Annotated in this window: 20 protein-coding genes; 4 read left to right on the top strand and 16 right to left on the bottom strand. The window is 66.4% G+C overall.

Annotated elements, in window-relative coordinates; all coding sequences use genetic code 11:
• Positions 1-35: 35 nt before the first annotated feature.
• Genes ACOYR4_RS17080 through ACOYR4_RS17050 form a run of 7 tightly spaced genes read right to left on the bottom strand, consistent with a single transcriptional unit; the run spans position 36 to position 4,798 of the window.
• On the bottom strand, positions 36-911 hold the full coding sequence (locus ACOYR4_RS17080) for a LytR/AlgR family response regulator transcription factor (protein ID WP_422847421.1): 876 nt from the start codon (positions 909-911) through the stop codon (positions 36-38).
• Positions 908-1,996 carry a sensor histidine kinase gene (locus ACOYR4_RS17075; protein WP_422847420.1) on the bottom strand — a complete coding sequence of 363 codons (1,089 nt, stop codon included), beginning with the start codon at positions 1,994-1,996 and terminating at the stop codon, positions 908-910. Before ACOYR4_RS17075 ends, ACOYR4_RS17080 begins: the two co-directional genes overlap by 4 nt.
• Positions 1,993-2,283, bottom strand: coding sequence for a 2TM domain-containing protein (locus ACOYR4_RS17070; protein ID WP_015015206.1), 291 nt, complete (start codon positions 2,281-2,283; stop codon positions 1,993-1,995). Before ACOYR4_RS17070 ends, ACOYR4_RS17075 begins: the two co-directional genes overlap by 4 nt.
• Before the next feature lie 57 nt (positions 2,284-2,340).
• Complete coding sequence (locus tag ACOYR4_RS17065; protein WP_422847419.1) at positions 2,341-3,417, bottom strand: alpha/beta hydrolase family protein; 1,077 nt, start codon at positions 3,415-3,417, stop codon at positions 2,341-2,343.
• A 37-nt stretch (positions 3,418-3,454) separates the two neighbouring features.
• Positions 3,455-3,748, bottom strand: coding sequence for a 2TM domain-containing protein (locus tag ACOYR4_RS17060; protein WP_422847418.1), 294 nt, complete (start codon positions 3,746-3,748; stop codon positions 3,455-3,457).
• Between the two features lie 35 nt (positions 3,749-3,783).
• Entirely contained in the window at positions 3,784-4,353 is a 570-nt protein-coding gene (locus tag ACOYR4_RS17055; protein ID WP_422847417.1) for a DUF6622 family protein, read from the bottom strand.
• Between the two features lie 34 nt (positions 4,354-4,387).
• Positions 4,388-4,798 carry a DUF2306 domain-containing protein gene (locus ACOYR4_RS17050; RefSeq protein ID WP_015015202.1) on the bottom strand — a complete coding sequence of 137 codons (411 nt, stop codon included), beginning with the start codon at positions 4,796-4,798 and terminating at the stop codon, positions 4,388-4,390.
• A 230-nt stretch (positions 4,799-5,028) separates the two neighbouring features.
• On the opposite strand from ACOYR4_RS17050, the gene ACOYR4_RS17045 reads away from it, so the two are divergent.
• The 3 genes from ACOYR4_RS17045 (at position 5,029) to ACOYR4_RS17035 (ending at position 8,251) form a co-directional block, all read left to right on the top strand.
• The gene (locus tag ACOYR4_RS17045; protein WP_343736107.1) at positions 5,029-5,853 is read left to right on the top strand and encodes an undecaprenyl-diphosphate phosphatase; all 825 of its coding nucleotides are present in this window, start codon (positions 5,029-5,031) and stop codon (positions 5,851-5,853) included.
• 10 nt (positions 5,854-5,863) lie between these two features.
• Positions 5,864-6,757: a MipA/OmpV family protein gene (locus ACOYR4_RS17040; RefSeq protein WP_422847416.1), complete on the top strand. Its 894-nt coding sequence runs from the start codon at positions 5,864-5,866 to the stop codon at positions 6,755-6,757.
• A gap of 168 nt (positions 6,758-6,925) precedes the next feature.
• Positions 6,926-8,251 (top strand): diguanylate cyclase domain-containing protein, encoded by a 1,326-nt coding sequence (locus ACOYR4_RS17035; RefSeq protein ID WP_422847415.1) that lies wholly within the window; start codon positions 6,926-6,928, stop codon positions 8,249-8,251.
• 69 nt (positions 8,252-8,320) lie between these two features.
• On the opposite strand, the gene ACOYR4_RS17030 is transcribed toward ACOYR4_RS17035, so the two are convergent.
• From ACOYR4_RS17030 to mutS, 9 genes are all read right to left on the bottom strand, one after another.
• Complete coding sequence (locus tag ACOYR4_RS17030; RefSeq protein ID WP_422847414.1) at positions 8,321-9,808, bottom strand: FAD-binding oxidoreductase; 1,488 nt, start codon at positions 9,806-9,808, stop codon at positions 8,321-8,323.
• A 120-nt stretch (positions 9,809-9,928) separates the two neighbouring features.
• Entirely contained in the window at positions 9,929-11,725 is a 1,797-nt protein-coding gene (locus ACOYR4_RS17025) for a diguanylate cyclase domain-containing protein (protein ID WP_422847413.1), read from the bottom strand.
• Entirely contained in the window at positions 11,722-13,515 is a 1,794-nt protein-coding gene (locus ACOYR4_RS17020; RefSeq protein WP_422849680.1) for a diguanylate cyclase domain-containing protein, read from the bottom strand. The genes ACOYR4_RS17025 and ACOYR4_RS17020 overlap by 4 nt, the downstream gene beginning before the upstream one ends.
• 5 nt (positions 13,516-13,520) lie before the next feature.
• Positions 13,521-15,302: a diguanylate cyclase domain-containing protein gene (locus tag ACOYR4_RS17015; protein WP_422847412.1), complete on the bottom strand. Its 1,782-nt coding sequence runs from the start codon at positions 15,300-15,302 to the stop codon at positions 13,521-13,523.
• Between the two features lie 11 nt (positions 15,303-15,313).
• On the bottom strand, positions 15,314-16,837 hold the full coding sequence (locus tag ACOYR4_RS17010; RefSeq protein WP_422847411.1) for an oxygenase MpaB family protein: 1,524 nt from the start codon (positions 16,835-16,837) through the stop codon (positions 15,314-15,316).
• The gene (locus ACOYR4_RS17005; protein ID WP_422847410.1) at positions 16,834-17,655 is read right to left on the bottom strand and encodes a carotenoid biosynthesis protein; all 822 of its coding nucleotides are present in this window, start codon (positions 17,653-17,655) and stop codon (positions 16,834-16,836) included. Before ACOYR4_RS17005 ends, ACOYR4_RS17010 begins: the two co-directional genes overlap by 4 nt.
• A 184-nt stretch (positions 17,656-17,839) precedes the next feature.
• Complete coding sequence (locus tag ACOYR4_RS17000) at positions 17,840-18,661, bottom strand: alpha/beta fold hydrolase (protein ID WP_422847409.1); 822 nt, start codon at positions 18,659-18,661, stop codon at positions 17,840-17,842.
• A 92-nt stretch (positions 18,662-18,753) separates the two neighbouring features.
• Complete coding sequence (locus ACOYR4_RS16995) at positions 18,754-19,581, bottom strand: proteasome-type protease (RefSeq protein WP_015015191.1); 828 nt, start codon at positions 19,579-19,581, stop codon at positions 18,754-18,756.
• A 233-nt stretch (positions 19,582-19,814) separates the two neighbouring features.
• Positions 19,815-22,433 carry a DNA mismatch repair protein MutS gene (gene mutS / locus ACOYR4_RS16990; RefSeq protein WP_422847408.1) on the bottom strand — a complete coding sequence of 873 codons (2,619 nt, stop codon included), beginning with the start codon at positions 22,431-22,433 and terminating at the stop codon, positions 19,815-19,817.
• A gap of 200 nt (positions 22,434-22,633) precedes the next feature.
• Here mutS and ACOYR4_RS16985 point away from each other — a divergent pair, with 200 nt between their 5' ends.
• On the top strand, positions 22,634-25,180 hold the full coding sequence (locus ACOYR4_RS16985) for a putative bifunctional diguanylate cyclase/phosphodiesterase (protein ID WP_422847407.1): 2,547 nt from the start codon (positions 22,634-22,636) through the stop codon (positions 25,178-25,180).
• Positions 25,181-25,202 lie beyond the last annotated feature (22 nt).

Below are 25,202 nucleotides of genomic sequence, written 5' to 3'. Positions count from 1 at the left end.
GTCCACGTCGGGCCCGATTGAACTGCGGGGCGCAGCTACATCGCCTTGAACAGGTGCGCGTAGAGGCGGCTCACCGGCAGCCGCTCGGGCCGCCCGCGCAGGCTGATGTGCTGCTTGCCCGCCTCGTCGCGCGTGACGGTGGCAATGGCCGTGGCGCGCACGAGGGTGCTGCGGTGCACCTGCCAGAACTCCTGCGGGTCGAGCTGCTCGATCAGCTCCTTGAGCGCGGTGCGGATCAGGTATTCACGCTCGGCCGTGAGCACTCGCACGTACTTGTCGGCCGCCTCGAAGTACACAACGTCCGCCACCGGCACCATGTGGATCTGCGTGCCGTGGCTGGCCTGGATCACATTCAGCCGCGTTGCGGCGGTGGCAGGCGCGGCGGCGGGTGCAGTGCCCACGCCGGGCGCGCCCAGCAGCGCGCGCAGCTGGGCCATGGTGGCTTCGAGTTCGGGTGAGGACAACGCCGCCGAAGGTGCAGCGGGTGGCGCACCGGTTGCTGCAACGGCTGAGGCGCGCTGGGCCAGCACGCCCTGCACCTTGGCCACGGTGCGCGCCAGCCGGTCGGCCTGGATGGGTTTGAGCAGGTAGTCCACCGCCTGCGCTTCAAACGCCTGCACGGCGTACTGGTCGTAGGCCGTGGCAAACACCAGCGCCGGAAAGGGCAGGTCATCCGGCCATGCGTCGGCCAGTTCGGCGGCCGCCTCGATGCCGCTCTGGCCGGGCATGCGGATGTCGAAGAACAGCACGTCGGGCCGCAAGTCCAGCGCCTGCCGCACCGCCGAGCGGCCGTCGCCCACCAGGGCCACCACTTGCAGCTCTGGCCATGCGCGGGCCAGGTCTTGCTGCAGGGCGGCGGCCAGCAGCGGTTCATCTTCGGCAATCAGGGCGCGTGGCACGGGCTCTGTCATGGTGTGTCGGCAGATTTCAAGGGAAAAGTGACGGTAGCGCTAGTACCGCTTGGCTGAACAGCTATCAATTCAAGAGCGCCTGCGAAACCGTGCAGCGTGGCCAGGCGTTCGCGCACCTGGGCCAGGCCAAAGCTCTGGCCGGGGCCCGGGGCGGGCAGTGTGGCGGGCAGGCCTGCGCCGGTGTCTTGCACCTCGATGACCAGCAACGGGCCGTGGGGGCTCTCCTGGGTGGTGGCGCGCACGGTGATGTGGCCGCCTTCCACCTGGGGCTCCAGCCCGTGGCGGATGGCGTTCTCCACCAGCGGCTGCAGCAGCAGGGGCGGCACCGGCACATCGCGCAGGGCCTCGGGCAGGTCCAGGGTGTAGGCCAGGCGCGGTCCCATGCGCACGGCCATCAACTCCAGGTAGTCGCGCAGGCGCTCAAACTCCAGGGCCAGCGGGTGCTGGGTGCTGCGCGATGCGCTGAGCGTGGCGCGCAGGTAGGCAATCATGCGGTCCAGCATGTGCTGCGCCCGGGCCGGGTCGGTGCCGATGAGCACGCGCAGGTTGGCCAGGGTGTTGAACAGCATGTGGGGTTCCAGCTGTGTCTCCAGCAGCTTCAGGCGCGATTCGCTGGCGTGCATGCGCGCCTCGGCCATCTTGCCTTCCAGGTACGCCGACTTGTTGACCGCGTAGAAGTAGAACGTGCCCACCAGCCCCGCAATGGCGGTGATGAGGATGGACGTGCGCTGGTCAGCGCCGGAGATCAAGGAGCCCGCCGGGTAGAAGTGAAAGTAGTGCACGCACAGCGTGTCGGCCAGCAAGGTGCCGGCCAGGTAGCCAACGACGATGCCCACCAGGACCAGCGCAATGCCCTGCCAGCCGTGCGGCCAGCCGGTTTCGGCAGCGGACGGTATCAGCTCCCGCCCCAGGTCGATGATGGCCCAGGTGAAGGTGCCGATCAGCACCGAATACACCACCGGCGGCCCGTAAGGCTTGTCGGGCATGAACGTGCACTGGATGGTGGCCACCACCAGGGTGAAGGCCACCACCTGCAGGTAGTGCCGCAGCTTGCTGACCCCGTTGAACTCGCGGTGCAGCTTCATGGCCGGTCTTGGCGGCGCTGCAGGGCCTCGCGCTCGCGCTGCACCATGCGCTCGCGCAGGCCGCTGCCAGTGCCCAGCAAAAACACCGACACCCCATGCAGCACCAGCCCCAGCCCCCAGCCCAGCAGCGGGTACACCGACCACGGGCGGGTGCCAAACGCATAGCGCGACATGGCAAAGATGAGGGCGTTGACCAGCACAAAGGCCATCGCATGCACGTACCAGCCCAGCTTGGCGTTGGCGCGGCGGCGGGCGAGTCGGTCGAGGTCTTCGGGTGTCATGGGCATGGAGCTTGGCATTCTAGGCGGCGCAACGGACGCGACAACGCGCCAGCATGGGCACTGTCATGGGCGTTGCGAGGCCGTCGCCGGTTTCAGCGGCTGCAGATGCTTGGCAAAGAACGCCACGGTGCTTGCATCCACCTGCGGCAGCACGCTGCGGTCAAAGCCGGGCGGATCGCCCAGCAGCTCCCGGGTCAGGTCGTTCATGCGGTCCAGCGGCGGCATGGGCGACAGCATGATGCCGTGGCTGCCGTCCTGCAGGTCGGCAATGTGGGTGCAGCGGTCCTGGCACGCGGCCAGCACGGCGCTGCTGTGAAAGTGTGGGATCTGGTTCACGTCCTTGCCTGCGGTGATGAGCCCTAGCGCGATGCGGGGGGTGGCCAGACTGCCCATGTCGAAGTCGGCTGCAAACGGCACTACGGCAATCGTGGCCGCCACGCGCGGGTCGGTGTGTGCATACAGCGTCTCGTCGCCAAACCGATGGCGGATGATGGTGATGGCCACGGCCTTTTTGATGCCGTCCAGCCAGTTGCCGTGCAGGCGGGTGGTGAAGCCGACGCAGGATGAAAAATCCTCCGCCAGATGGGCCTCGCAGTGCTGCTTGAAGCGGGCGGGCGACCATTGCCCCCCGGCAAAAACCAGGGCGGTGTGGCCCCCGGCCGAGCCTCCGAAAACGCCCACCTTGTCCAGCGCCAGCAGCGGTGCCAAGCGTGCATCCTGCGCCACGGCGTCCACGGCGCGGGAGACTTCGGCGGGGCGGCGCTTCCAGCTCTCCGGGCCCGGGGTAGAGTGGTCTTTGTAGTTGTCGCCCGCATGCTCTGGCAGGGCCACCACAAACCCGGCCCGCACCAGCGCACGCGCCAGGTCGGTGTGTACCCAGGGGCTGCCGCCCGAGCCGTGCGACACCACCACCAGTCGGCCGTTGCCAGGCACGGGAGTGCCCTGCCAGGCCAGCTGCAGCGCAAAGGGGCCGCGCTGCACGGGCTGGTCGGCCTCTTGTGCGGGGTAGAACACCGTGACGGGGCCGTCGCCCTGCTGTCCGGGCAACTCTGCGAGGCCCACGCCCGCATGGGCAGGGTTGGCCGTGATGACCGCGGCGGCCAGCAAGGCCAGGCACCAGGCCATCCAGGTTTTGGTCATGGCCGTGTTTTTGTAATTGGAGGTCATCGTCAGCCGATCAGCGAGGGGTTTGCGCAGCAGACAGGCGGTCACGTTCTGCCTGCACCATGCGCTCGTGCAGGTTGCTGCCGCCCGCCAGAAAGAACACCACCATGCCATGGATGGCCAGGCCGATGCCCCAGCCCAGAGCGGGGAACACCGCCCAGTGCCGCCCGCTGCCCACCGACAAGGCGACCAGCAGCAGGTTGACGAGGAGGTACACGCTGGCATGGATGTGCCAGCCCATTTTGGCCCCGGCACGGCGGCGGGCCAGGCGTTCGATGGGGTCGGTCGTGAGAGTGTGGTTGCGCATGGGATGCTCCTGTGCAGAGGGATGGTTATGGGGGCTCAGGCGGTGGCGGGCGATGTGGCCAGGGGGGCGCTGCGTTGCACCAGCTTCCACAGCCGCAGTGCGCGGGCCGCAAACAGGCCGTTGAACACGCCATACAGCGCAGCAATCTGCAGCGCAAAGCCGCTGTCACGGGCCAGCGCGGGTTGCAGGGCCAGTTCCACCCCCACGAGGTATTTGGTGAGGAAGATGCCCAGGATCAGGGCCAGCGGCATGGCACTGCCTGGAATGTAGAAGCAGCGCGACTTGCTTTCGTACAGCGTGCCCTGGGGCGCTGAGGGTTGCAGCCACAGCGCCACGCTGGCGATGAATACGGCGGCCACCAGCCAGGCGCCCACCGGCAGCAGGGCCTGGCCTGCGGCGCCAAAGGCCGAGACGATGCCGTACACCGACAGACCGGTCATCGCCACCGGCATGACCATGGCCCGCACCAGGCTCACGTTGCGGGCCAGCAGCTGGCTGCCGCCCAGCCAGAGCAGACCGGCCAGCAGGGCCCAGACCCAGTAGGGCGTGTTTTCGATGATGCGACCCAGCATCTGGGGTTGTTGGACAAGGAGGTTGAGCAGCATGGTGGTCGTCCTGTAAACAATGAAGGGAGGGGGGTCAAATCAGTCCGAGTGCGGACCAGACCGTGTGGCCCAGAAAACGCCCTGGCAGCAACGTGAACACCCCGGCGACCACGCAGGCGCCGATGTAGGTGCGCTGCATCATCTTGCGGTGGCCTACGACGTTGCGGCGGGCCAGATAGACAAAGGCCATGACCAGCATCCCCAGCGTTACCGGGATCAGCAGGTGAATGAGCCCAAAGCTGCCCAGGCGCGGCCCGCCGCCGCCGGAAATGAAGAGGGCCGACACGGCAGTGGCGACCATCAGGGTCACCCAGGCGTAGCCGGCCGCGCGGTGAATACGGGGGCGCTGCGTGGCGCCTTGGCGGGCCCAGAGGGCAATGGGGCCGATGGCAACGGCCGCCAGTGCGGCGGCCATGTGGATGGCGATGACAGGCGTGATTTGCATGGTGGGGGCTCCTGGCGGGTTCGATGGGGTGGACTGTGCCGGGAGCCCCCAGAGGCAGCCAGTGCCTTGCGACGAAATGCAGCCTTCGGGCCGTGAAATGCACGGGCGTGGCGTGAGTTGCGGGCCGTTTTTGCGCTGAAAGCGGCCCGCACAGGTGACAGACGGGCCCCGCCGCCCGCTGCCCCAGCATGCCCGGCGGATAATCCCGCACCTATTTGCAAGGAGTGCGCGTGGACGTTGTATTGCTGGTCAAGGCCGCCATCATGGGGGTGGTCGAGGGGTTGACGGAGTTTTTGCCCATCTCTTCTACCGGGCACCTGATCCTCGCCGGGTCGCTGCTGGGGTTTGACGATGCCAAGGCCAAGGTGTTCGACATTGCCATCCAGACGGGGGCCATTTTTGCGGTGATCCTGGTGTACTGGGCCAAGATCCGCTCCACGCTGGTGGCCCTGCCCACCGAGCGCCAGGCGCAGCGGTTTGCGCTCAACGTGTTCATCGCCTTCGTGCCCGCCGTGGTGCTGGGGCTGCTGTTTGGCAAGGCCATCAAGGCGCACCTGTTCACGCCCGTGGTGGTGGCCAGCACTTTCATCATTGGCGGCTTCATCATCCTGTGGGCCGAGCGGCGACCGCCCTCGGCCACCCGCATCCATAGCGTGGACGCGATGACGCCGCTGGATGCCCTCAAGGTCGGCCTGGTGCAATGCCTGGCCATGATTCCGGGTACCAGCCGCAGCGGGGCCACCATCATCGGGGGCATGCTGCTGGGCCTGTCGCGCCAGGCAGCGACTGATTTTTCGTTCTTTCTGGCCATTCCCACGCTGATCGGGGCCGGGGTGTACAGCCTTTACAAGGAGCGCGCGCTGCTGTCGGCAGCCGACATTCCGCTGTTTGCCACGGGGCTGGTGTTCTCCTTCCTCAGCGCCTGGCTGTGCGTGCGCTGGTTGTTGCGCTATATCAGTACCCACAGCTTTGTGCCGTTTGCCTATTACCGCATCGTGTTCGGCGTCATTGTTCTGGTGACTGCGTGGACGGGCTGGGTGCAGTGGGCCGACTGATAATCGGGCCATGCGTTTCACTACCGGTCGAGTCTCCGCTTCCTTGATTTCCTTGCGGGCGATGGCGCTCGCGGGCTTGTGTGTCAGCCCCTGGGTGGGCGCCCAGGGCTTGCCGGAGACTCCCGGCACGGACACCGCTGTGTCCGACAAGGCAGAGAGCCAGCAGGCCGCTGCTCCCAAATTCAACTACGCGATTGGCGCCATCGTGGGCAGCAGCCCCGACTATGCGGGTGGCGACGGCCGCAAGAACAGCCTGCGTCCCGCCTGGGCCATCGAGTACGGCCGGTTTCGCCTGAGCACCTCGCGCGGTAGCGCCTTCATGGGCCATGGCCTGGGGCCCCGCGAGTCCGGCGCCAGCGCCACGCTGGCGCAGAGCGACCGCTTCAGCCTGAGCGCAGCCTTGCGCATCGACAAGGGCCGCGATGGGTCGGATGCGCCCATTCTGGTGGGGCTGCCGTCGGTGCGGTCCACCTTGCGGGCGCGGATCAGCGCGGGCTATGCCATCACCGACCGCTGGGCCGTGGGCGCCGGGGTCTCGCAAGACATCCTGGGCCGTGACGGTGGCGCGCAGTGGTCCACCAGCATTGGCTACACCTGGCCCGTGACGGAGCAGACCAAGGTCAGCTTCGGGGCGGGCGCGAGCTTTGGGGACCGCACCTACCTGCGAGGCCATTTCGGGGTGCCTGCGGGCAGCAACAGCCCCTTGCCCGCGTTCGAGCCACGTGGTGGGCTTTACAGCGTCGATGCCGGGGTGGAGGTGATGACGGCGCTCAACCGTCACTGGGTGGTGCTGGGCGCGGCCCGGGTGTCGCAGCTGCAGGGCGATGCGCGCCGCAGTCCGCTGACCGTGCAGCCGGTGGGTTACTCGGTTTCGGTGGGGCTGGCTTACCGCTGCTGCCGCTAGGCCGTCCCCGGCGGCAAGGGTTGGCTGGGAGAGGGAGCGGCTGGCGAAAGTGCTAAGCTGCCGCTCACAGACAGTTACGCCCAGGCGGCCGCACCCTGTGCCATCACCCGTTCACGGTGTGTGAGGCCGCCTCTTCGCTGATCCTCTCCCCCACTGGGGTATTGCCGCATGACGCCAGAAGCGCCTGAGTTGTCCACGCACCCGGAGACCGCCCGCCAGAAGGTGTGGTCCAAGGCAGACCTGCTGGATGTGATCACCCGCAGCGCGGGCGCCACCATGGCCGTGATCGACCGCAGCCTGTCGATGATCTATGTGAACGACGAATACGCGCGCTGGTTCGGCACCGTGCCGGAGGAACTGGTCGGCAAGACGCTGGTGGAGGTGTATGGCGAGCAGGATTGCGCCCGTTTCATGCCCTTTGTGAACCGGGTGCTCAGCGGCGAGCGGGTGCAGTACCAGCGCATGCTGCGAACGCCCTATGGCTTTGACGAGTGGCGCACCATCTGCCTGACGCCCTGGCACAACCCGCAAGGCGCGATCGACGGTTTCATCACCACGGCGCTGGACGTGCACGAGCTGCAGGTCACCATGAATGCGCTGCGCGCTGCCAACCAGCGCCTGTCGTCCCACATGGAGAACAGCCCCCTGGCCGTGGTGGAGATGGACCACCAGCTGCAGCTGCTGCATTGCTCGCAGCGTGCGGTGCAACTGCTGGGCTGGCTGCATGTGGCGGGGCTGGAGGGGCGGCTGCTGACGGACCTGCTGGCCCCCGCATCGATGGACGACAGCCTGCAGCAGGCGCTGCAGCGGCTGCAGTCCGGCCAGGAGTCGCAGAACAGAGCAGAGACCTGCTTTGTTCGCAGCGATGGCACCGAGGTGCACTGTGAGTGGTTCAACTCTGCCCTGACCGACGCGGACGGCCAGGTGACCTCGATCATGGCGCTGGTGCAGGATGTGTCCGCCAAGATCCAGATCGCGCGGCAGCAGCACTACCTGGCCAACCACGACTCGCTGACCGGGTTGCTCAACCGCGCTGCTTTCCAGGGGCGGCTGGAGCAGTCGCTGCTGCATGCGCGGCACACAGACGGCTCGGTGGCGCTGTTGTTCATTGACCTCGACGGGTTCAAGCACGTGAACGACGCCGAAGGCCACCGCGCGGGCGATGAGGTGCTGCGCATCGTGGCCCAGCGCATTGCCAGCACGGTGCGTGCAGGCGACACCATGGCGCGGCTTGGGGGCGACGAGTTTCTGGTGATGCTGGACCGCGAGGTGACGCGTGAGGTCACAGATACCATCGGCCACCGCATCATCGACGCCCTGCAGCAGGGCATGAAGGTGGACGGACGCGAGCTGCGCATTGGCGCCAGCATTGGTGTGGCGGTGTACCCCCCGCTGGAGGGAGACATCGACGCGCTGATGAACCGCGCCGACCAGGCCATGTACGCAGCCAAGCGGGCAGGCAAGGGCCGCCTGCATTACGCGCAGACGTCCTGATCTACCGGGCCTCTTAGCGTGCCCCCTCGGGGCAGGTGCATCAACTCACCGCATCACCGCATTGGCGCGTTACGGCAGCCGAATGCTTTGCTGGAAGTGGAAGAAGTTGCCAGGGTCGTAGGCCGCCTTGATCCGCTGAAGCTGCGGGTAGGCGGGGCCCCAATAGGCCGAGGCAAAGTCGGTCAGCCGCGCATCCGGATAGTTCTGGTACACGTGGCCGTTCAGGAATGGCCGCACCAGCTGCATGAAGCCGTCGAGCCAGGCTTCCATCTGGGCGCGCTCCGCCGGGTTGCGCCAGAACACATCCACCACCAGGTCAGCGTCCACATTGCGATGCACAAAGGCGCTGTCGCCCACCGGGTAGCGGTTGATGGCGCCGCCGTAGGGCTCCAGGTAAGCCAGCGACCAGGGGTTGGGCGAGGTCTTGAAGTAGTCGATGATGCGCTGCCAGTCGGCGGGCGAGAGCCGGGTATTGATGTATCCGCTGGCCTTGGTTTCGGCGATGCCGTCCGGCAGGTTGTCGGGCAGGGTGTAGGGGTGGTCTTCCAGCCACACGTTCATGTCGGGGTAGGTGCCGGTCTTGTCCACCAGCAACTGCGCGCTGGGGATGGCCATCAGCGGCGCAATGGCTGCCAGCCCTTCCTCGCGGCTGCCGCAGAACATGCCCTGCACCATGTACACAGGCACACTGTTCTGGAAGCCCAGGTTCATCATGTAGCCCAAGGCATCGGGCGCACCGGTCTTCATGTAGCCAGCCTGCATCAGCGTGAGTACCTGGGCCGCGTGCACGGCGTCCCAGCTGATGGCCCAGGCCCACACCTGGTCCAGCCGCTGCATGCGGTAGGTCACCTGCAGCACCACGCCAAAGTTGCCGCCCGTGCCGCCGCGCAGGGCCCAGTAGAGGTCGGGGTGCTCCTGCGCGCTGGCGGTGATGATGGTGCCGTTGGCCTGCGCCACACGGAAGGAGTCCACCAGATCGCTCTGGATGCCGAACGCGCGCGAGGTGTAGCCGTAACCGCCGCCTTGCACAAAACCCCCCACGCACACGCTGCCACAGGCGCCCGTGGGCACGTGCCAGCCCGTATGGTTCATGGCGCCGTTGAAGTGGTCGAAGTTGGTGCCGGGCAGCACGTGCACGCGTTCGCGCGCTGGGTCCAGCACCACGCCCTGCAAGTCGCTCAGGTCCACCACCATGCCGCTGTTGACCGAGTAGCCTGCCGTGCTGTGGCCGCCACAACGCACGGCCACCCACACGCCGTAGGTGCGGGCCACGGCCAGGCACTCCAGTACATCGTTTTCGCAGGCGCAAAAGACGATGATCTCCGGGTACGACTGAAAGGCCGGGTTCGACTCCTGCCGCGCAGCGTTGTAGTCGGGGCTGGAGGGCAGCACGATGCGCCCGACGATCCGCGCCTCCAGTGCGGCCACCGCCTCCCAGGTGAGTACCGGTGCGCTGGCCTGCGCAGCGCTCAATGCCGGCTGTTTTGCCGCCAAAGATAAAAAGTGCGCGACGCGTGCGTCTTTGGCGAGGCGGGCCGAACTTTTGCGATGGGCCATGGCGAGCGATCCTTCAGGAAGTTGCGAAGCCCCGGGTGTACCGGAGCCGGATCGCTTTGACCAGAGGGAAATGGCAGGCGCATGTTGTTGGCCTGCATCGGTGTCTGCAGGACAGGCCTGTCAGGCGGAGGATAGTGCGAGGTCGCCCGTATTGCGCCGCAGGCAGAACTTGCCGCCCTGTTTGCCGCTGTACATGGCGGCGTCGGCCAGTTTGAGCAGGCCAATCGCGTCAGTGCTGTCGTGTGGTGCGATGGCGTACCCAATGGTCAGACCAATCTCCACCTGCACGTTGTTCAGCGAAAACGGCGAACGGAACGCGTCCAGCAGCTTGTGCCCCAGCTCCTGTGCCTGTTGCAGGCTCTGCAACTGTCCGGCCATCACCACGAACTCGTCCCCGCCCAGGCGCGCCACCAGGTCACTTTGGCGCACATGGCCCTGCAGGCGCCTTGTCACGGCCACGAGCAGTTCGTCGCCCACGTCGTGGCCGTGCTGATCGTTGACGGGCTTGAATCCGTCCAGGTCCATCACGTACACCGCGAGCATTTTTTCGGCACTGCAACGCGAAAGCGCGGACGCGAGCGAGATGTTGAGCCCGCGCCGGTTGGGCAGGCCGGTGAGCGGATCGGTGTGGGCGAGCGAGCGCATCACGTCGCGCTCGCGGTTGGCGTCCAGTGCCTCCAGGCGAAGGGCCTTGGTGCGCAGGCCCAGCACGCGCATGAACAGCAGCATGTCCAGCGTGGCGCCAAACTGGAAGGAGTGCAGCGTCCAGAAATTCACAGGTACCCATCCCTGGATCACGCCGATGACCGTGGCAGTCGCCAGAAAGTACACCAGCCAGGCGAGTAGCAGCGTGGATCCGACCGGGTCTCCCAGCCGTGCGCGGCGCACCGCCCCCGGGATGCCCATGAGCGCAGGCACCAGCCCCAGGATGCTGACGATGCCCGTCACTGCGCGGGTGCTGAGCAGGTCGAGGGCATAGAGTGCGGCCAGCACCACGCACAGCACAGCACCGCCCCGCATGCTGCGCAGCAGCCGGCTGCGGGGCCGGTCACCGGCCAGGGCCTGGCTGATGAAAAGGAAGGAGCCGCAGGTGGCTGTGAGCGCGGCCAGGCTGGCGGCATGCAGTTCCGCCCAAGGCATGTCGCGCCACAGGTATTGGGTGCCCAGGCCAAACAGGTGCAGCGAAAACAGCAGGCTGCCCGTGATGAGCAGTGCGTACTGGATGAACAGCACGTCCCGCAAATTGAGCCACTGCGCCAGGCTGTAGATCAGCAGGCACAGCGCCAGCCCCGTGAGAATGCCCTGCAGCATCTGCTCGTTCAAGGCCTTGCTGTGCCAGGTGGTGGGTTTGTTCAGGGTGATGGGCAACACCATCGCGCCCCGGGTTTCCACCCGCAGCAGCAGCTCGTAGGCGTGCCCCGGCAGCATGGTCAGCGGCAGGGCGTGCGTGCGGCTGCGCAGCGGGCGCTGGGTGTAGGGCTGCAGGCTGCCCAGCGTGGCCTGCTGGGTGACGTGACCGTCTGTAGCCAGGTACACCTCGATGCGCTGCAGCACGGGATAGTCGATATCCAGCACCCACAGGCCATTGGATGCCACCGGCACGGTGACCGGGATGCGCACCCACACCGGTTCCGCCCGCACGCCCAGGGTGCCGCTGGTGCCGGGTGGGGTTTGAAAGCGGGCCAATTCCGCAAGAACATCATTCACGAGCAAGGTGCCGGTGGGGTCTGGCAGCACGGTGACTGCGGGCCAGGCCTCGATGGAGAGCAGGTCATCCCGCAGTTCGAGGGGCGCAGCCCGGGCGCTGGTCGGGAATGCTCCCTGTAGCAGACACAGTACCACCAGCAGGCAGGCCACCCGCCACCAGCTTGCCAGAACCGGGCGGTGACCAAAGCCAATGAGGCGCGTGTAGGTCATGAGGGCAGCGCCAGTTCGCCCGGATTGCGACGGATGCAGTGTTTGCCGCTCTCCTTGCCTGCATACATGGCGGCATCCGCCAGCCGGACCAGATGCTGCGCATCGTCGCTGTCCAACGGTGCCAGTGCGTAGCCGATGGTGAGGCCCACCTGAATGGACAGGTGGCTCAGCCGGAATGGCTGTTCAAACGCATACAGCAAGGCACGCCCCAATTCATGGGCTTGCTCAGGCGTTGCCAGCTCTCGTGCCATGACGATGAACTCGTCGCCGCCCAGGCGGGCTACCATGTCGGTGTGCTGTCGCACGTTGGCCTGCAGCCGATGGCCCACGGCCACCAGCAGGTCATCGCCCACATCGTGGCCATAGGTGTCGTTGACCGGCTTGAAACCGTCCAGGTCCATGAGGTAGACGGCCACCAATCGTTGGGGACTGGCCTGTACCAGCGCCGACTGCAGCGCCATTTGCATGCCGCGCCGGTTGCTGAGCCCGGTGAGCGAGTCGGTGTAGGCCAGAGAGCGCATGGTGTCGCGCTCGCGCAGCGCTTCAGAGGCTGCGTGGCGCAAGGCGGCAGAGCGCTGACCGAGCACCCGCAGGAACAGCAGCATGTCGGCGGCCGCCCCGAGCTGGAAGGAGTGCAGCGTCCAGAAGTTGACCGGCAGCAGGCCTTGCACCAGACACACCATGGTCACGGCTGCCGTGAAGTACGCGACCCAGGCCGCGAGCAACGTGGTGCTGACGGAGTCCCCCCGGCGTGCACGTGCTACGGCAATAGGAAGGCTGATGAGCGAGGGCAGGGGGCCCAGCACGCTGATGATGGCGGTGGTGGTCCGGGTGTTGATCAGATCGACCAGGAAGGCCGCGAGCAGCACGAGGCTCAGCACTGCGCCAGCCTGCATCACCCGCAAGAACCGGCTGTGGGGCATGTGGCCCATGAGCGCATGGCCCATGAAGAGGAACGAGCCCGCAATGGCCAGCAGCCCTGCCGCCCCTGCGGCGTGGACCTCGATCCAGAGCTGGTCGCTCCACAGGAATTGGGTCCCCACACCGAAGAACTGAAGCGAGAAACCGGCACTGCCCACCACCAGCATGCAGTAGTAGAGGAACAGCTTCTCGCGCTGGCTAGCCCATTGGGTAAAGCTGTAGACCACCAAGCACAGGGCCAGCCCTGCCAGCACGCCCTGGAACATCTGCTCGCGCAGAGACCGGTGCACCAGATAGGGCGCCTTGCTCAGGGTGATGGGCAGGATCATTGCGCCCGAAGTCTGTACGCGGATTAGCAGCTCATAGGGCGTGTCCGCCGCCAGGTCCAGCGTCATCGCCGGGGTGCGGCCGCGCAGCGGGCGCTCGGAGTAAGGCCGCAAGTTGCCCAGCGCCGCGTGCTGAATCAGCTGGCCTTGCTTGGTAAGGTAGATGTCGACTTCATTGAGCACCGCAAAGTCGATGTTCACGATCCATTCATTGCCCGACGCCACGCGCGACATCAGCGGCACCCTCAGCCAGATGGCCTCCTTGCGCACACCCAGGCTGCCGCCCCGGCTTGGAGGCTCTGCAAACTCGGGCAAACGTGCCAGCGCGTCCTGCACACCCCATTGCTGTGAAGGGTCGGCCAGTAGGGTGGCTACCGACCAGACGTTGACCGGGCGGGAGTCGGCGGGCAGCACGAGCGGGCCGGGGGCTGCGGCCCGCGCGGTGGCGGGCAGGGCCAGCACGTGCGAGATTGCCAGTAGCAGCAGCCACAGCAGAGGGCGTGGGAGTGTGGGCCGACCAGGGGGCAGGGCGTTACGATGCATCGTCGTCATGCCAGTGCTGCCGTGGCAGGGATGCGCTGCACCGAGTGCTTGCCCCGTTGTTTGCCTGCGTACATCGCGGCATCTGCATACCGCAGAAGGCCCTGCGGATCGTCGCTGTCCAGCGGCGCGAGCGCGTACCCGATGGTCAGGCCCACCTGGATGCGCAAATGGCTCAGCGTGAGCGGATGCTCAAAGGCCCGCAGCAGCGAACGGCCCAAGTCCTCGGCCTGCTCGGGCGTGGCCAAGTCGCGGGCCATGATGATGAACTCGTCCCCGCCCAGCCGTGCGACCAGGTCTGTCTGGTGACGCACATTGGCCAGGAGGCGGTGGCCCACGGCCACCAGCAGGTCGTCCCCCACATCATGGCCGTGCGCGTCGTTGATCGGCTTGAACCCATCCAGGTCCATCAGGTAGACCGCAACCAGTCGCTGGGGCGAGCAGTGGGCGAGCGCGGCGTGCAACGCGTGCTGGAGACCGCGCCGGTTGCTCAGACCGGTGAGCGGATCGGTGTTGGCCAGTGACTGCATCAGATCGCGCTCGCGCATGGCCTCCTGGGCCTGAACCTGGGCCGCCCGGGCGCGCAGGCCGAGCACGCGGAAGAACAGCAGCATGTCCAGGGTAGCACCGATCTGGAACGAGTGCAGCGTCCAGAAGTTTGCCGTTACCCAGCCCTGCACCAGGCACACCATCACACCGGCAGCGATGCCGAAGGCGACCCAGGCCACGAGCAGGGTGGCGCCAATGGGGTCTTTCTGCCGCACGCGCGCTAGAGCTGCTGGAAGGCTGATGAGCGAGGGTAGTGCGCCCGCCAGGCTCATGAACGCAATCGCAAAGGGCACACTCAACCAGCCCAGCACCAAGGCGATGCACACCGCTGCCGTGATGCCTGCACCCACGCGCATGGTGCGCGCGTACCGGCCGTTGGGGTTGTCTCCAGCCAGTGTGTGGCCGAGGAAAAGGAACGATCCCGTCAGCGCCATCAACCCGGCTGCTGGGCCGGAGTACCGGTCCATCCAAGGGTTGTTGGGCCACAGATACTGCGGGCCAATGCCAAAGAACTGCAGCGAAAAGCCCGCACTGCCCAGCACGACCAGTGCATAAAAGCCGAACATGCGGTCCCGCTGCGTGACCCACTGGATCAGGCTGTATGCAAGCAGGCAAAAAGCCAGTCCGTTGAGAAGCCCTTGAAGGATCTGCTCACCCAAGGCGTGGCGCAGGTGAATGGGCATTTCGCTGACCGTGATGGGCAGAATCAGCGGGCCCGTGGCCTGCACGCGTACCAGCACGTCGTACGGTTGCCCGGGCTGCAGGTCGAAGGCCATGGCAGGCGTTCGGCCTGCCAGCTGCGCCGGGTCGGACTGGCGTGCGCGGGCCTGCTGCAGCAACTTGCCTCCCTGGGCCAGATACAGGTCGGCCCTCAGCGAGCTGTAGCCGAGGTTGACCACCCAGGACGTGCGCTGCGCCTCGCGCGCAACGATGGGGATGTGTAGCCACATGGCCGCCTTGTGCACGCCCAGCGAGTTGCCAGGGCGCGCCGGCGGTTTGAATTCGCCCAGGCGGTTCAACATGTCCTCGACCGAGAGCTGGTAGGTGGGGTCGGCCTGGAGTGTGATGGCTTCCCAGGCGTCCACCTCCGGCCTGTCGTGTGTGAGCACCAAAGGCTCGCCTGCCTGCACTTGCCCGGGCAATGCGGTGAGCACCAGCAGGCACAGCACTACGCTCGCCACGCCGCAACCCGCACGCCACAGGCGGGCCAGCATCGGGAGGTTGCGCAGCGCGGTAGGCATGGGTGATGGTGCTATGGCGTGGTGGCTTGAGGTGCTTGGCCTGCTGCACCTGCTTGTGTTGACTGGGCCCTGCTGGCGAGGCCCCGGCTCCAGCTGCCGGAGGTGGTCAGCCGGTCCTCGATGCGGTTGAGCCATCCGGGGGCGTTGGGGTCGTCGCTCCAGCTGTGCACCACGGTGTCCACCTGGTTGAGCAGCTCGGTGGGCAGTTGCAATGGGCGCGTCTGGCTCATCAGCACCCGACTCATGAAGTGGTAACCCAGGGCCCGGGTCAGCATGCGCACGATCGAAAAACGCGGCATCAGCATGCCGACCACGGTATCGATCAAACGTGCCAGCAGGAGCACACCCCAGAACAGCAGGGCCGACAGCCAGGGTACAGGCTGGTTCAGCCCCAGGTCCTCGGCGGTCTCGCGCCCGCACAGGTAGCGGGTCATGAGCTGCGGGAAGGGTTTGACGATGCGCCAGGGCAGCGCGTTGGCCATGGTCTGCATCAGCGCCTGGCCCAGCGCCGGGCGCGGGTCGGGTGTGACCGGCTCGGCGCGGCCGCGCGCCTGCATGAGCTCCATCAGCACATCGCCCTGGGTCATGGTCTCCACCATCAGGGAGCGGTCAATGCCCAGCACGTGGCCCACCACGTTCCAGGCATGCAGGTAGGCCTCCTCGTCGTGGGCGGGCAGCCCGAGACCCAGCCGGCGCAGGCTGCGCAGGAACACGTAGCCGAAGGTCAGCAGCGTGTAGGCCAGCTCTTCCTGGTTGCAAGGGAGACCTTTGGCGGCGAGGTTCCAGCCGCGTGCATAAAGCGTCTGGTACATCATGGACCGACCGCCGCCAGCGGGGGCAACGCCAGGCACGACCAGGCCGTCTCCACCCGCCTGCCATTGCGCCATGGCATGTTCGGGGCTGCCGTGCAGGATGAGATTGCGCACCGTCGCGTGGATCAGCCGCACCTTGAGCACCTGCGCCACGCCGGCGCCGCGTTGGCTGAGGCCGCCATGCAGCATCACCGGGAAGATCATGGCGGCGGTGGAGCGGATACGGTATTCGGTGTTCTGCTCCAGCTGGCCGGTGGTGTGCAGCACGCTCGACAGGTCCGGCACCACATAACACTCGGGCAGGCTGGCGCAGAACAGCAGGATGCACGATAGCGCACCGTGGTCCATGAACAGTTTTTCAGCGCGCTCGATCTTGTGGGCGTCAGCCCAGGGGGGAAGCACCTGCCCCGCCTGCACATAGTGGTTCAGCGCCTCGGCCATCTCCGCAGTCACATAGCCTTTGGCGGATTTGTCACCTTCTCCCACCTGCACCGGGCCTTCTGTTGCTTGCCAATGGGTCAACGTGGCGTTGTCGGCCCACTGGCTGAAAAGCAGGTTGACCGTATTGATGTGCGCCCACTGCGGGGCGTCGGCGGCCACGTCGCCGGGGGGCCACGGCCCCAGGATCTTGGCGATGGTCTCGTCGGCCAGCGGATCGGCGTGGTGCTGCATGGGGGCCAAGTCAGCGGCTGGCAGGTGGGGGCTGGGGTGGGTTCCGGTCATGGCGCGACCTTACCCGGAGCGCGCCAGCGTTGGAAGCCCGCCAGCGCGCACAGCAGCGGAATCCCCAAGGCGAAAGCGGCGATGGTCCGGATCTCCACCGGGTTGCCCAGAATCATCTGGAACACCATGCCCGCCGCGTAGATGGCCAGCGGCACCATGGCGTGGCGCCGCAGGAAGGGGCTGGCGGGCTGCAGCGGGCGCTGGCGCACCGACATGCGAAAGCCGAAGACGATCACAAAAGCCACAAACACCCAGCCGAAAAAGCCCTGCACGGTTTCTCCAAACCAGGCGCCATCGGTCTTGGCCATGATCCACGCCTTCAGGGTGTACACAAAGTAGGGGTCTGCGCCCAGGTCGAACGCAGTCACGATCATGGCCGCCAGAAATGACAGCATGGCGGCATTGCCCAGGCCGGGTGCGCCGTCCACCGCCGATTGCCAGACGATGAGGTTGCTGATCACATAGCCCGCATACGTCAGCGCAAACCACATCATCGGGATCACCAGCGGCACATCCAGCAGGCGGGGGCCCAGCACATCGGTGTAGGTGTAGTGCCCGAAGAACCAGCCCCGGCTGGAGCCCATCTGCTCCGCAAACCACCCCAGGCTGACCGCAATCAACACAAACTGCAGCGCTGCGCGGGGGCCCAGCAGGTGCGCGGCGCTGGCCCAGCAGCAGGCAAACATCAGCACCGAGGCGATGACGATGGCGATGGTGGTGTCGTTGTGGGTGCGAACGGCTGTGGCGATGACAAAAGCGGCAAGAAGAGCAAAGCTGAGCGCGGGTAAGCGCCCGGCCGTCGAGGGCAGTGCAGACATGCCGGGTGTATCGCGCTGTAACAATTTCACCAGTGTAGGGGATTGGTGCGTGGCGTGTGTCCCCTGTTTCCCCTGATCCGGGGCTCTGGCGGCTGCTTATTCGCCCCCAAACGTCTGAAATCGGTGGTAAGCAGAACCCGGCGACCCTGGCTGGGGTCTCTTTGAACAGGTTCTTGGCAACGGTTCAGCGCTGCTGGGGCGTGAGCGCGGCCAGGTTGAGCAGGGCCGCCTCGATGGCGGCCGCCGTGGCCACGGGCTGCTCCATGGGGAACAGGTGGCTGCCGTCCAGCATCATGGTGCGGCCCTCGGTCACACGCAGCGTCATGGCCATCCCGACCTGCTTCATCTCGTCCGAGTCGCGCCCGCCGATGAAGGCGGCCGGGCACTGCAGCGGGTGTTTGCTCAGCAGCCGGCCCAGGTTGTGGGGCAGCGTGTTGTAGATGGCCGTTTCCACCGCGCGGTCGAAGCCCAGCACGCGTTTGCCGTCCTGGTCCTGCAGGCCATGGGTGATGTAATCGTGCAACACCTCGGGGTGCCAGCGGGCAAACGCCTTTTTCTTTCGGAAGTGCTCCAGCGCTTCTTCATTGCTGGCCCAGCTGAAGCGGCGCTGGCGGCTGACGCGGCCTGGCGATATCGAGCCCACCACCTGGGTCCGCTTGGCCACGCCCACCACGTTGGCCTTCCAGCCGCCAATGAGCGGTGAGTCGATCAGCAGCACGCCGCGCACCAGCTCGGGGTGGCGCGCTGCCGCCATCACGCTGAGGAATCCGCCCAGCGAATGGCCCACCAGGAACACCCGCTGGCCGAGGCGCTGCACCTCGGGGCCGGCAAAGTCGGCCAACTGCTGCACCAGGTGGGGCCAGTTGCTGGTTACTGGGTACTTGGGGTCGTGGCCATAGCGCTCGACCGCGCTGACTTCAAACCCCCGGGTCTTGAGGTGCTGGAACAGCACGCGGTAGGTGCTGGCCGGAAAACTATTGGCGTGCGAGAAAACGATGGGCAGCATGGCGGTGGTGGCAGGGCAGCATGGCAGCAGGGCCGACCGGCAAAGGCGTGCGCGGTCGGGATGCAGCGGGCGAGCAGGCCCGCAGCAGAGCGTCAGATCAGCCGGTCGGTGTGGTTCGTGATCTTCTTGAGCGGCTTGCTGCGCGAGGGGGTGACCATGATCGGCACCTCGGTGGCGCCGCCGCTCCAGGCCGGGTCTTCGATGCTGTCGAACACCTGGCGCAGCTTCTGGCCCCAGCTGTCGTGCAGCATGCGGAAGTAGGGGTTGTTCTCGTCGATGCAGATCACCTTGTCGGTGGCAAAGCGGTCGGCCTCGTACACCACCAAGTCCAGGGGCAGGCCCACCGACAGGTTGGATTTGAGCGTGCTGTCCATCGACACCAGTGCGCACTTGGCGGCCTCGTCCAGCGGGGTTTCGGGCGTGAGCACGCGGTCGAGCACGGGCTTGCCGTATTTGGATTCGCCCACTTGGAAGTACGGCGTTTCGGACGTGGCCTCGATGAAGTTGCCCGCCGAGTAGACCTGGAACAGGCGCATGCCCTCGCCCTTGATCTGGCCACCAAACACCAGGGACACGTTGAAGTCCACACCCGACCGCTTGAGGGCGGCGCCGTCGCGCTCGTGCACGTGGCGCACAGCGGCGCCCAGCACGCGGGCGGCATCAAACATGCTCTTGGCGTTCCAGATCGTGATGGCCTCGCCCGACTCGCTGTCCTTGATCTGCTCGGTCTGCAGGATCTCGCGCACCGACTGCGAGATGGACAGGTTGCCCGCCGACAGCAGCACCATGAAGCGGTCGCCCGTCTTCTCATAGACCATCATCTTGCGGAACGAGCTGATCTGGTCCAGGCCGGCATTGGTGCGGGAATCGGACAGGAAAACCAGCCCGGCGTTGAGTTTGATGGCGACGCAGTACGTCATGGAGCAATGGGGTTCGTTGGAGGGAGAGAACCCGCGAGTTTAGTCGCCCAAGCCACCGAGGCCTTGCACCCCTATCGGGTGCCCCCGAATGACCAAGGCTGCAGTTGATTCAAAAATGATAGCAATTGAGGCATGTAGCACTAGCGCTTGGGGCGATTCGGGCTTAAAAAACCTCCCTATGCGCTGCCAGAGGCCCCCTTGGCAGCGTTCTGCTGGGCAGGCTGTGCGCCGCGTCAGCCCAGCATCTTCTTGAGCTGGTACAGCGCATCCAGCGCCTCGCGGGGGCTCATCGCGTCGGGGTTGATGCCGGCCAGCGCGGCTTCCACCGGGCTGGCGCCCGCGCTCTCGGGCACCTCGGCCGCGGCGAACAAGTCCACCTGCAATTCATCCTCGCCCGCGCGCTCTTCGAGCGCGGCCAGCGCATGGCGGGCGTGGTGCAGCACGGGCGAGGGCATGCCCGCCAGCTTGGCCACCTGAATCCCGTAGCTGCGGCTGGCCGGGCCGGGCTGGATTTCGTGCAGGAACACGATGTCTGCGCCGCTCTCGGTGGCGCTCACATGCATGTTGATCGCGTGGCGCGCCTTGGCGGGTAGTTCGGTCAGCTCGAAATAGTGGGTGGCGAACAGCGTGAAGGCGCGGGTCTTGTCGTGCAGGTGGGTGGCGATGCCGCTGGCCAGCGCCAGGCCGTCGAACGTGCTGGTACCCCGGCCGATCTCGTCCATCAACACCAGGCTGTGGGGCGTGGCGGCATGCAGGATCTGCGCGGCCTCGGTCATCTCCAGCATGAAGGTGGACTGTGCGTTGGCCAGGTCGTCGGCCGCGCCGATGCGGGTGTGGATGGCGTCGATGGGCCCCAGGCGGCAACTGGCGGCAGGCACATGGCTGCCCATGCTGGCCAGCAGCACGATCAGCGCCACCTGCCGCATGTAGGTCGATTTACCGCCCATGTTGGGGCCGGTGATGACCTGCATGCGCGTGTTGGCGTTGAGCCGCGTGTGGTTGGCGATGAAGCTGCCGCTCGATGTCTCGGCCAGGCGGGCTTCGACCACGGGGTGACGGCCGCCCTCGATCTCGATGCAGGGCTCGGGCACAAACTGCGGCGCGCACCAGTTCAGGGTGAGCGAGCGCTCGGCCAGTGTGCACAGCACGTCCAACGTGGCCAGCGCCTGCGCCAGACGGGTCAGCTGCGGAATGTGGGGCTGCAGCTGGTCCAGGATCTGTTCATACAGCCACTTCTCGCGCGCCAGTGCACGCTCGCTGGCTGATAGGGCCTTGTCTTCAAACGCCTTGAGTTCGGGCGTGATGAAGCGCTCGGCGTTTTTCAGCGTCTGGCGGCGGCGGTAGTCATCGGGCACCTTCTCGACATGGCTGCTGGTGACCTCGATGTAGAAGCCATGCACCTTGTTGAACTGCACGCGCAGGTTGGGGATGCCGGTGCGTGCCTTCTCGCGGACTTCCAGGTCGAGCAAAAAGGTGTCGCAATTGGTCTGGATGGCGCGCAGCTCGTCCAGCTCGGTGTCGAAGCCATTGGCGATCACTCCGCCGTCGCGCACCAGGGCGGCAGGCTCTTCGGCAATCGCGGCCTGCAGTAGGGCCATGCAGCCCTCGGGCGGCTGCAGATGGCTGAAAATTTGCATCAAAAAGGGCTCTGGCGCCCGTCCATTGAGCGCAAGCAGCTCTGCTTTTTGTAGCGTCTTGCCCAGCGCGACCAGCTCGCGCGGGCGCACCTGGCGCAGCGCAACGCGGGCGGTGATGCGCTCCACATCACTCACGCCCTTGAGTTCGCCACGCAGTGTCGACCAGGGGCCCGCACCGCCACCTGCGCCGCCCGCGCCCCGCAAGGCCGTGGTGGCCGACAGGCGCTGGCGTGCCTCGGCGCGGTCGCGGCGGGGTTCCAGCAGCCAGGTCTTGAGCAGGCGGCTGCCCATGCCCGTCATGCAGGTGTCCAGCAGCGAGAACAGCGTGGGCGCATCGTCGCCACGCAGGGTCTTCACCAGCTCCAGATTGCGGCGCGTGGTGGCGGGCAGGTCGATGAGGTCGTCGTTGCGCTGCACCTGCACACTGTGCACGTGGGTCAGCGTGCGGCCCTGCGTGTGTTCGGCATAGGTCAGCAGCCCGGCGGCGGCGGCATGGGCCTCGCCCAGGTCTTGCGCACCCCAGGCCTGCAGGCTGGCCGCGCCCAGGTTTTCGAGCAGTTTGCGCTCGCCCAGGGCGCTGTCAAACTGCCAATCGGGCCGCAGGCTCATCGGGCAGGTGAAGGCGCCGCCTTGGCGCAGCACCTGCAGTTGTTGCTCAAAGCGTTCGGTCACGCCTGCGCTGTAGATCAGCTCGCTGGGCGCCACGCGCGCCAGCCAGGCGCCCAGTTCGTCCAGCGCGCATTCGGCCAGGAACACGCGGCCCTGCGTCACGCTCAGCCAGGCCAGGCCGCACCGTGCGCGAGGCGCCTGGTGCACGGCCATCAGCAGCGATTCGGATTTGTCGGACAGCAGCTCCGTGTCGGTCAGCGTGCCGGGGGTGACAACGCGCACCACCTTGCGCTCCACCGGGCCCTTGCTCGCGCCCACCTCGCCCACCTGCTCGGCAATGGCCACCGACTCGCCCATCTTGATGAGGCGCGCCAGATAGTTCTCCAGCGCGTGGAAGGGCACACCGGCCATCACCACCGGCTGCCCGCCCGACTGGCCGCGCTGCGTGAGCGTGATGTCGAGCAGGCGCGCGGCCTTTTCGGCGTCTTGCCAGAAGACCTCGTAGAAGTCGCCCATGCGGTAGAACAGCAGCGTCTCGGGGTACCCGGCCTTGAGGGCCAGGTACTGCTGCATCATGGGCGTGTGGTGTTCGAGCGTGTCGGACATGCAGGGGGTGGCAGGAATGAGGCGTGGACTGTAGCAGTTCGGTCATCGGGTTTCCCCTTGGTGAATTCCACTGCGTTCTGCCAAGATGTTACGTTTTGACATACTCTTGGCTGTATGCTGGCAGCTTGACCCTGAACGGAGCCATCCTCCGTTTGCGCATTGGTGTTTCAACCCCAGGATTCAGAGGCTTCAGAGCGACCGTGATTTCGTCCGAACTGCTGACCGACCTCCTCGCCCCTGCCGGGGACGGCCTCATCGAGCCCATGGCGCAGGCGCGCCTGCAAGCGCTGGTGGATGCAGTGCCGGTGGCGCTCATGGAGTTCCGTCTGCAGGACGGCCGCCTGCTGCTGCTGGCCGCCAATGCCGCGGCCCGGCGTATGCCGGGGCTGGGCGCGGTGCGGCACCCGGGCGTGGACGCATCCGAGGTGTTCGACCTGCTGGCCAATACGCCCTTGATGGACCAGTTGCTCGGCGTGGTGCGCGTGGGTGCACCGCTGGAGTGCCGCCAGGTGGTGCGCGAGCCCGGCCGGCTGTTGCTGGCCTGGGACCTGTCGGCCCGCCGGGTGACGAACGACTGCATCGTGGTCACGGTGCGCGATGCCTCGGAGGCCGAGAATCTGCGGGTGTCGCTGGCCGCGTCCGAACGCGCGCTGGAAGAAGTGCGGCGCGAGTTGCGCGAACAGACCGATGTGTTCAACACCATGGAGAGTCTGGCGCGCACCGGCCACTGGCGGCGCATTGAAGACCCGGGCGAAACGGTGCTGCTCTGGTCGCCGGGCCTGTGCGACATCGCCGGGTTTGAGCAGCAGGAATGGGTGGACCCCGAGCGCGCGGTGAGCGGCATCCTGCCGGAAGACCGGCACGTGTTCGACAAGATCCGAGAACGGGGATCTGGCCTGGATGTGGAGTACCGCTGGCGCCGGCCAGATGGCGAAGTGCGCTGGATGCGTTCGCGGGTTCAACGCACGCTGCCGCGCGACGGTGTGCAGGTCGTCATGGGGGTGGTGCAGGATGTGACGGACGAGCACCGCGCTGCGGAGCAATTGCGCGAACAACTCTTGTTCATTCAGCGCATTGCCAGCCGCATCCCCGGCTTCATCTACGAATACCGGCTGCATACCGATGGTGGCACCAGCGTGCAGTACATCAGCGATGCCGTGCGCGAATTCATGGGCGTGGAACCGCACGAGGTCACGGCCGACCACGGCGTGCTCATGCACCGCGTGGTGCCCGAAGACCTGCCGCTGGTGCAGCGCTCGGCCATGATGTCGGTGCGCAAGCTGGTGCCCTGGCAGTGCGAATACCGTGTGCGGATGAATGACGGGAGCGTGCGCTGGCACATGACCAACGCCATTCCACACCGCGAGGCCGATGGCTCGGTGGTGTCCCATGGCTTCACCATGGACATCACCGACCGCAAGCTGGCCGAACAGGAGATCGAACGCCTGGCGTTCTACGACGCGCTCACGGGTCTGCCCAACCGCCGCCTGCTGCTGGACCGCCTGCAACGCTCCATCGCCGCCTGCCAGCGCACCCGCAATCTCGGCGCCCTGCTGTTCATCGACCTCGACAACTTCAAAGACTTGAACGACACCCTGGGCCACGACATGGGCGACCAGCTCCTGGCCCAGGTCGCCGCCCGCCTGGTGGGCAGCGTGCGCGAAGCCGACACCGTCGCCCGCTTTGGCGGCGACGAATTCGTCGTCATGCTCGAAGCCCTGGCCCCCGACCTGCAAAACGCCGCCACCCAGGCAGAAACCGTCGCAGAAAAACTCCTGGCCAGCCTCAACCAGCCCTTCAACCTGGACGGCGCCCAGCACTACAGCACCCCCAGCATCGGCATCACCCTGTTTGGCGACGAACGCCTCACCGTGGACGAACTCCTCAAGCGTGCCGACCTGGCCATGTACCAGGCCAAAGCCGCAGGCCGCAACACCCAGAGATTCTTCGACCCCGACATGCAGGCAGCGGTGAACGCCCGCTCCAACCTCGAAGCCGACCTGCGCCAGGGCCTGGCCCGGGGCGAGCTGCTCGTGCACTACCAGCCCGTGGTCGACCACCACGCCCGCCTCCTGGGCGCAGAAGCCCTCGTGCGCTGGCGCCACCCCCAGCGCGGCATGATCAGCCCGGCCGACTTCATCCCCCTGGCAGAACAGACCGGCCTCATCCTCCCCCTGGGCCAATACGTGCTCCAGACCGCCTGCGAACAACTGCAGCGCTGGAGCCAGCACCCGGACACCGCCCACCTGTCCATCTCCGTCAACGTCAGCGCCCGCCAATTCAGGCAACCCGGCTTCGTGGCCGAAGTGCTGCAAACCTTGAAGAACCACAACGCCGACCCCCGGCAACTCAAACTCGAACTCACCGAAAGCCTGCTGCTGGGAGACATCGAAGACACCATCGCACGCATGGTGCAACTCAAAAGCGAAGGCGTGGGCTTTGCGCTGGACGACTTCGGCACCGGCTACTCGTCCCTGTCCTACCTCAAGCGCCTGCCGCTGGACCAGGTGAAGATCGACCAGAGCTTCGTGCGGGACGTGCTGACAGACCCGAACGACGCGGCGATAGTTCGGACCATCCTGGCGCTGGCCAAGAGCCTGGATTTGGAGGTGGTGGCGGAGGGGGTGGAGACGACGGGGCAGCTGTCGTTCCTGAGGCTGCACGGGTGCGAGGGCTTCCAGGGGTATCTGTTTGGAAGGCCCGGGCCGGCGGAGGCTATCGATGCATTGCTGGACCCCGCAGGCTGACGGTAACCGATCCGCAGTGCAG

It is taken from the genome of Acidovorax sp. M14 (assembly GCF_049331375.1).
Lineage (GTDB): Bacteria > Pseudomonadota > Gammaproteobacteria > Burkholderiales > Burkholderiaceae_C > Acidovorax.
Note: the sequence above shows the minus strand (reverse complement) of the source record. Positions and strands in the feature narration are given on the sequence as shown.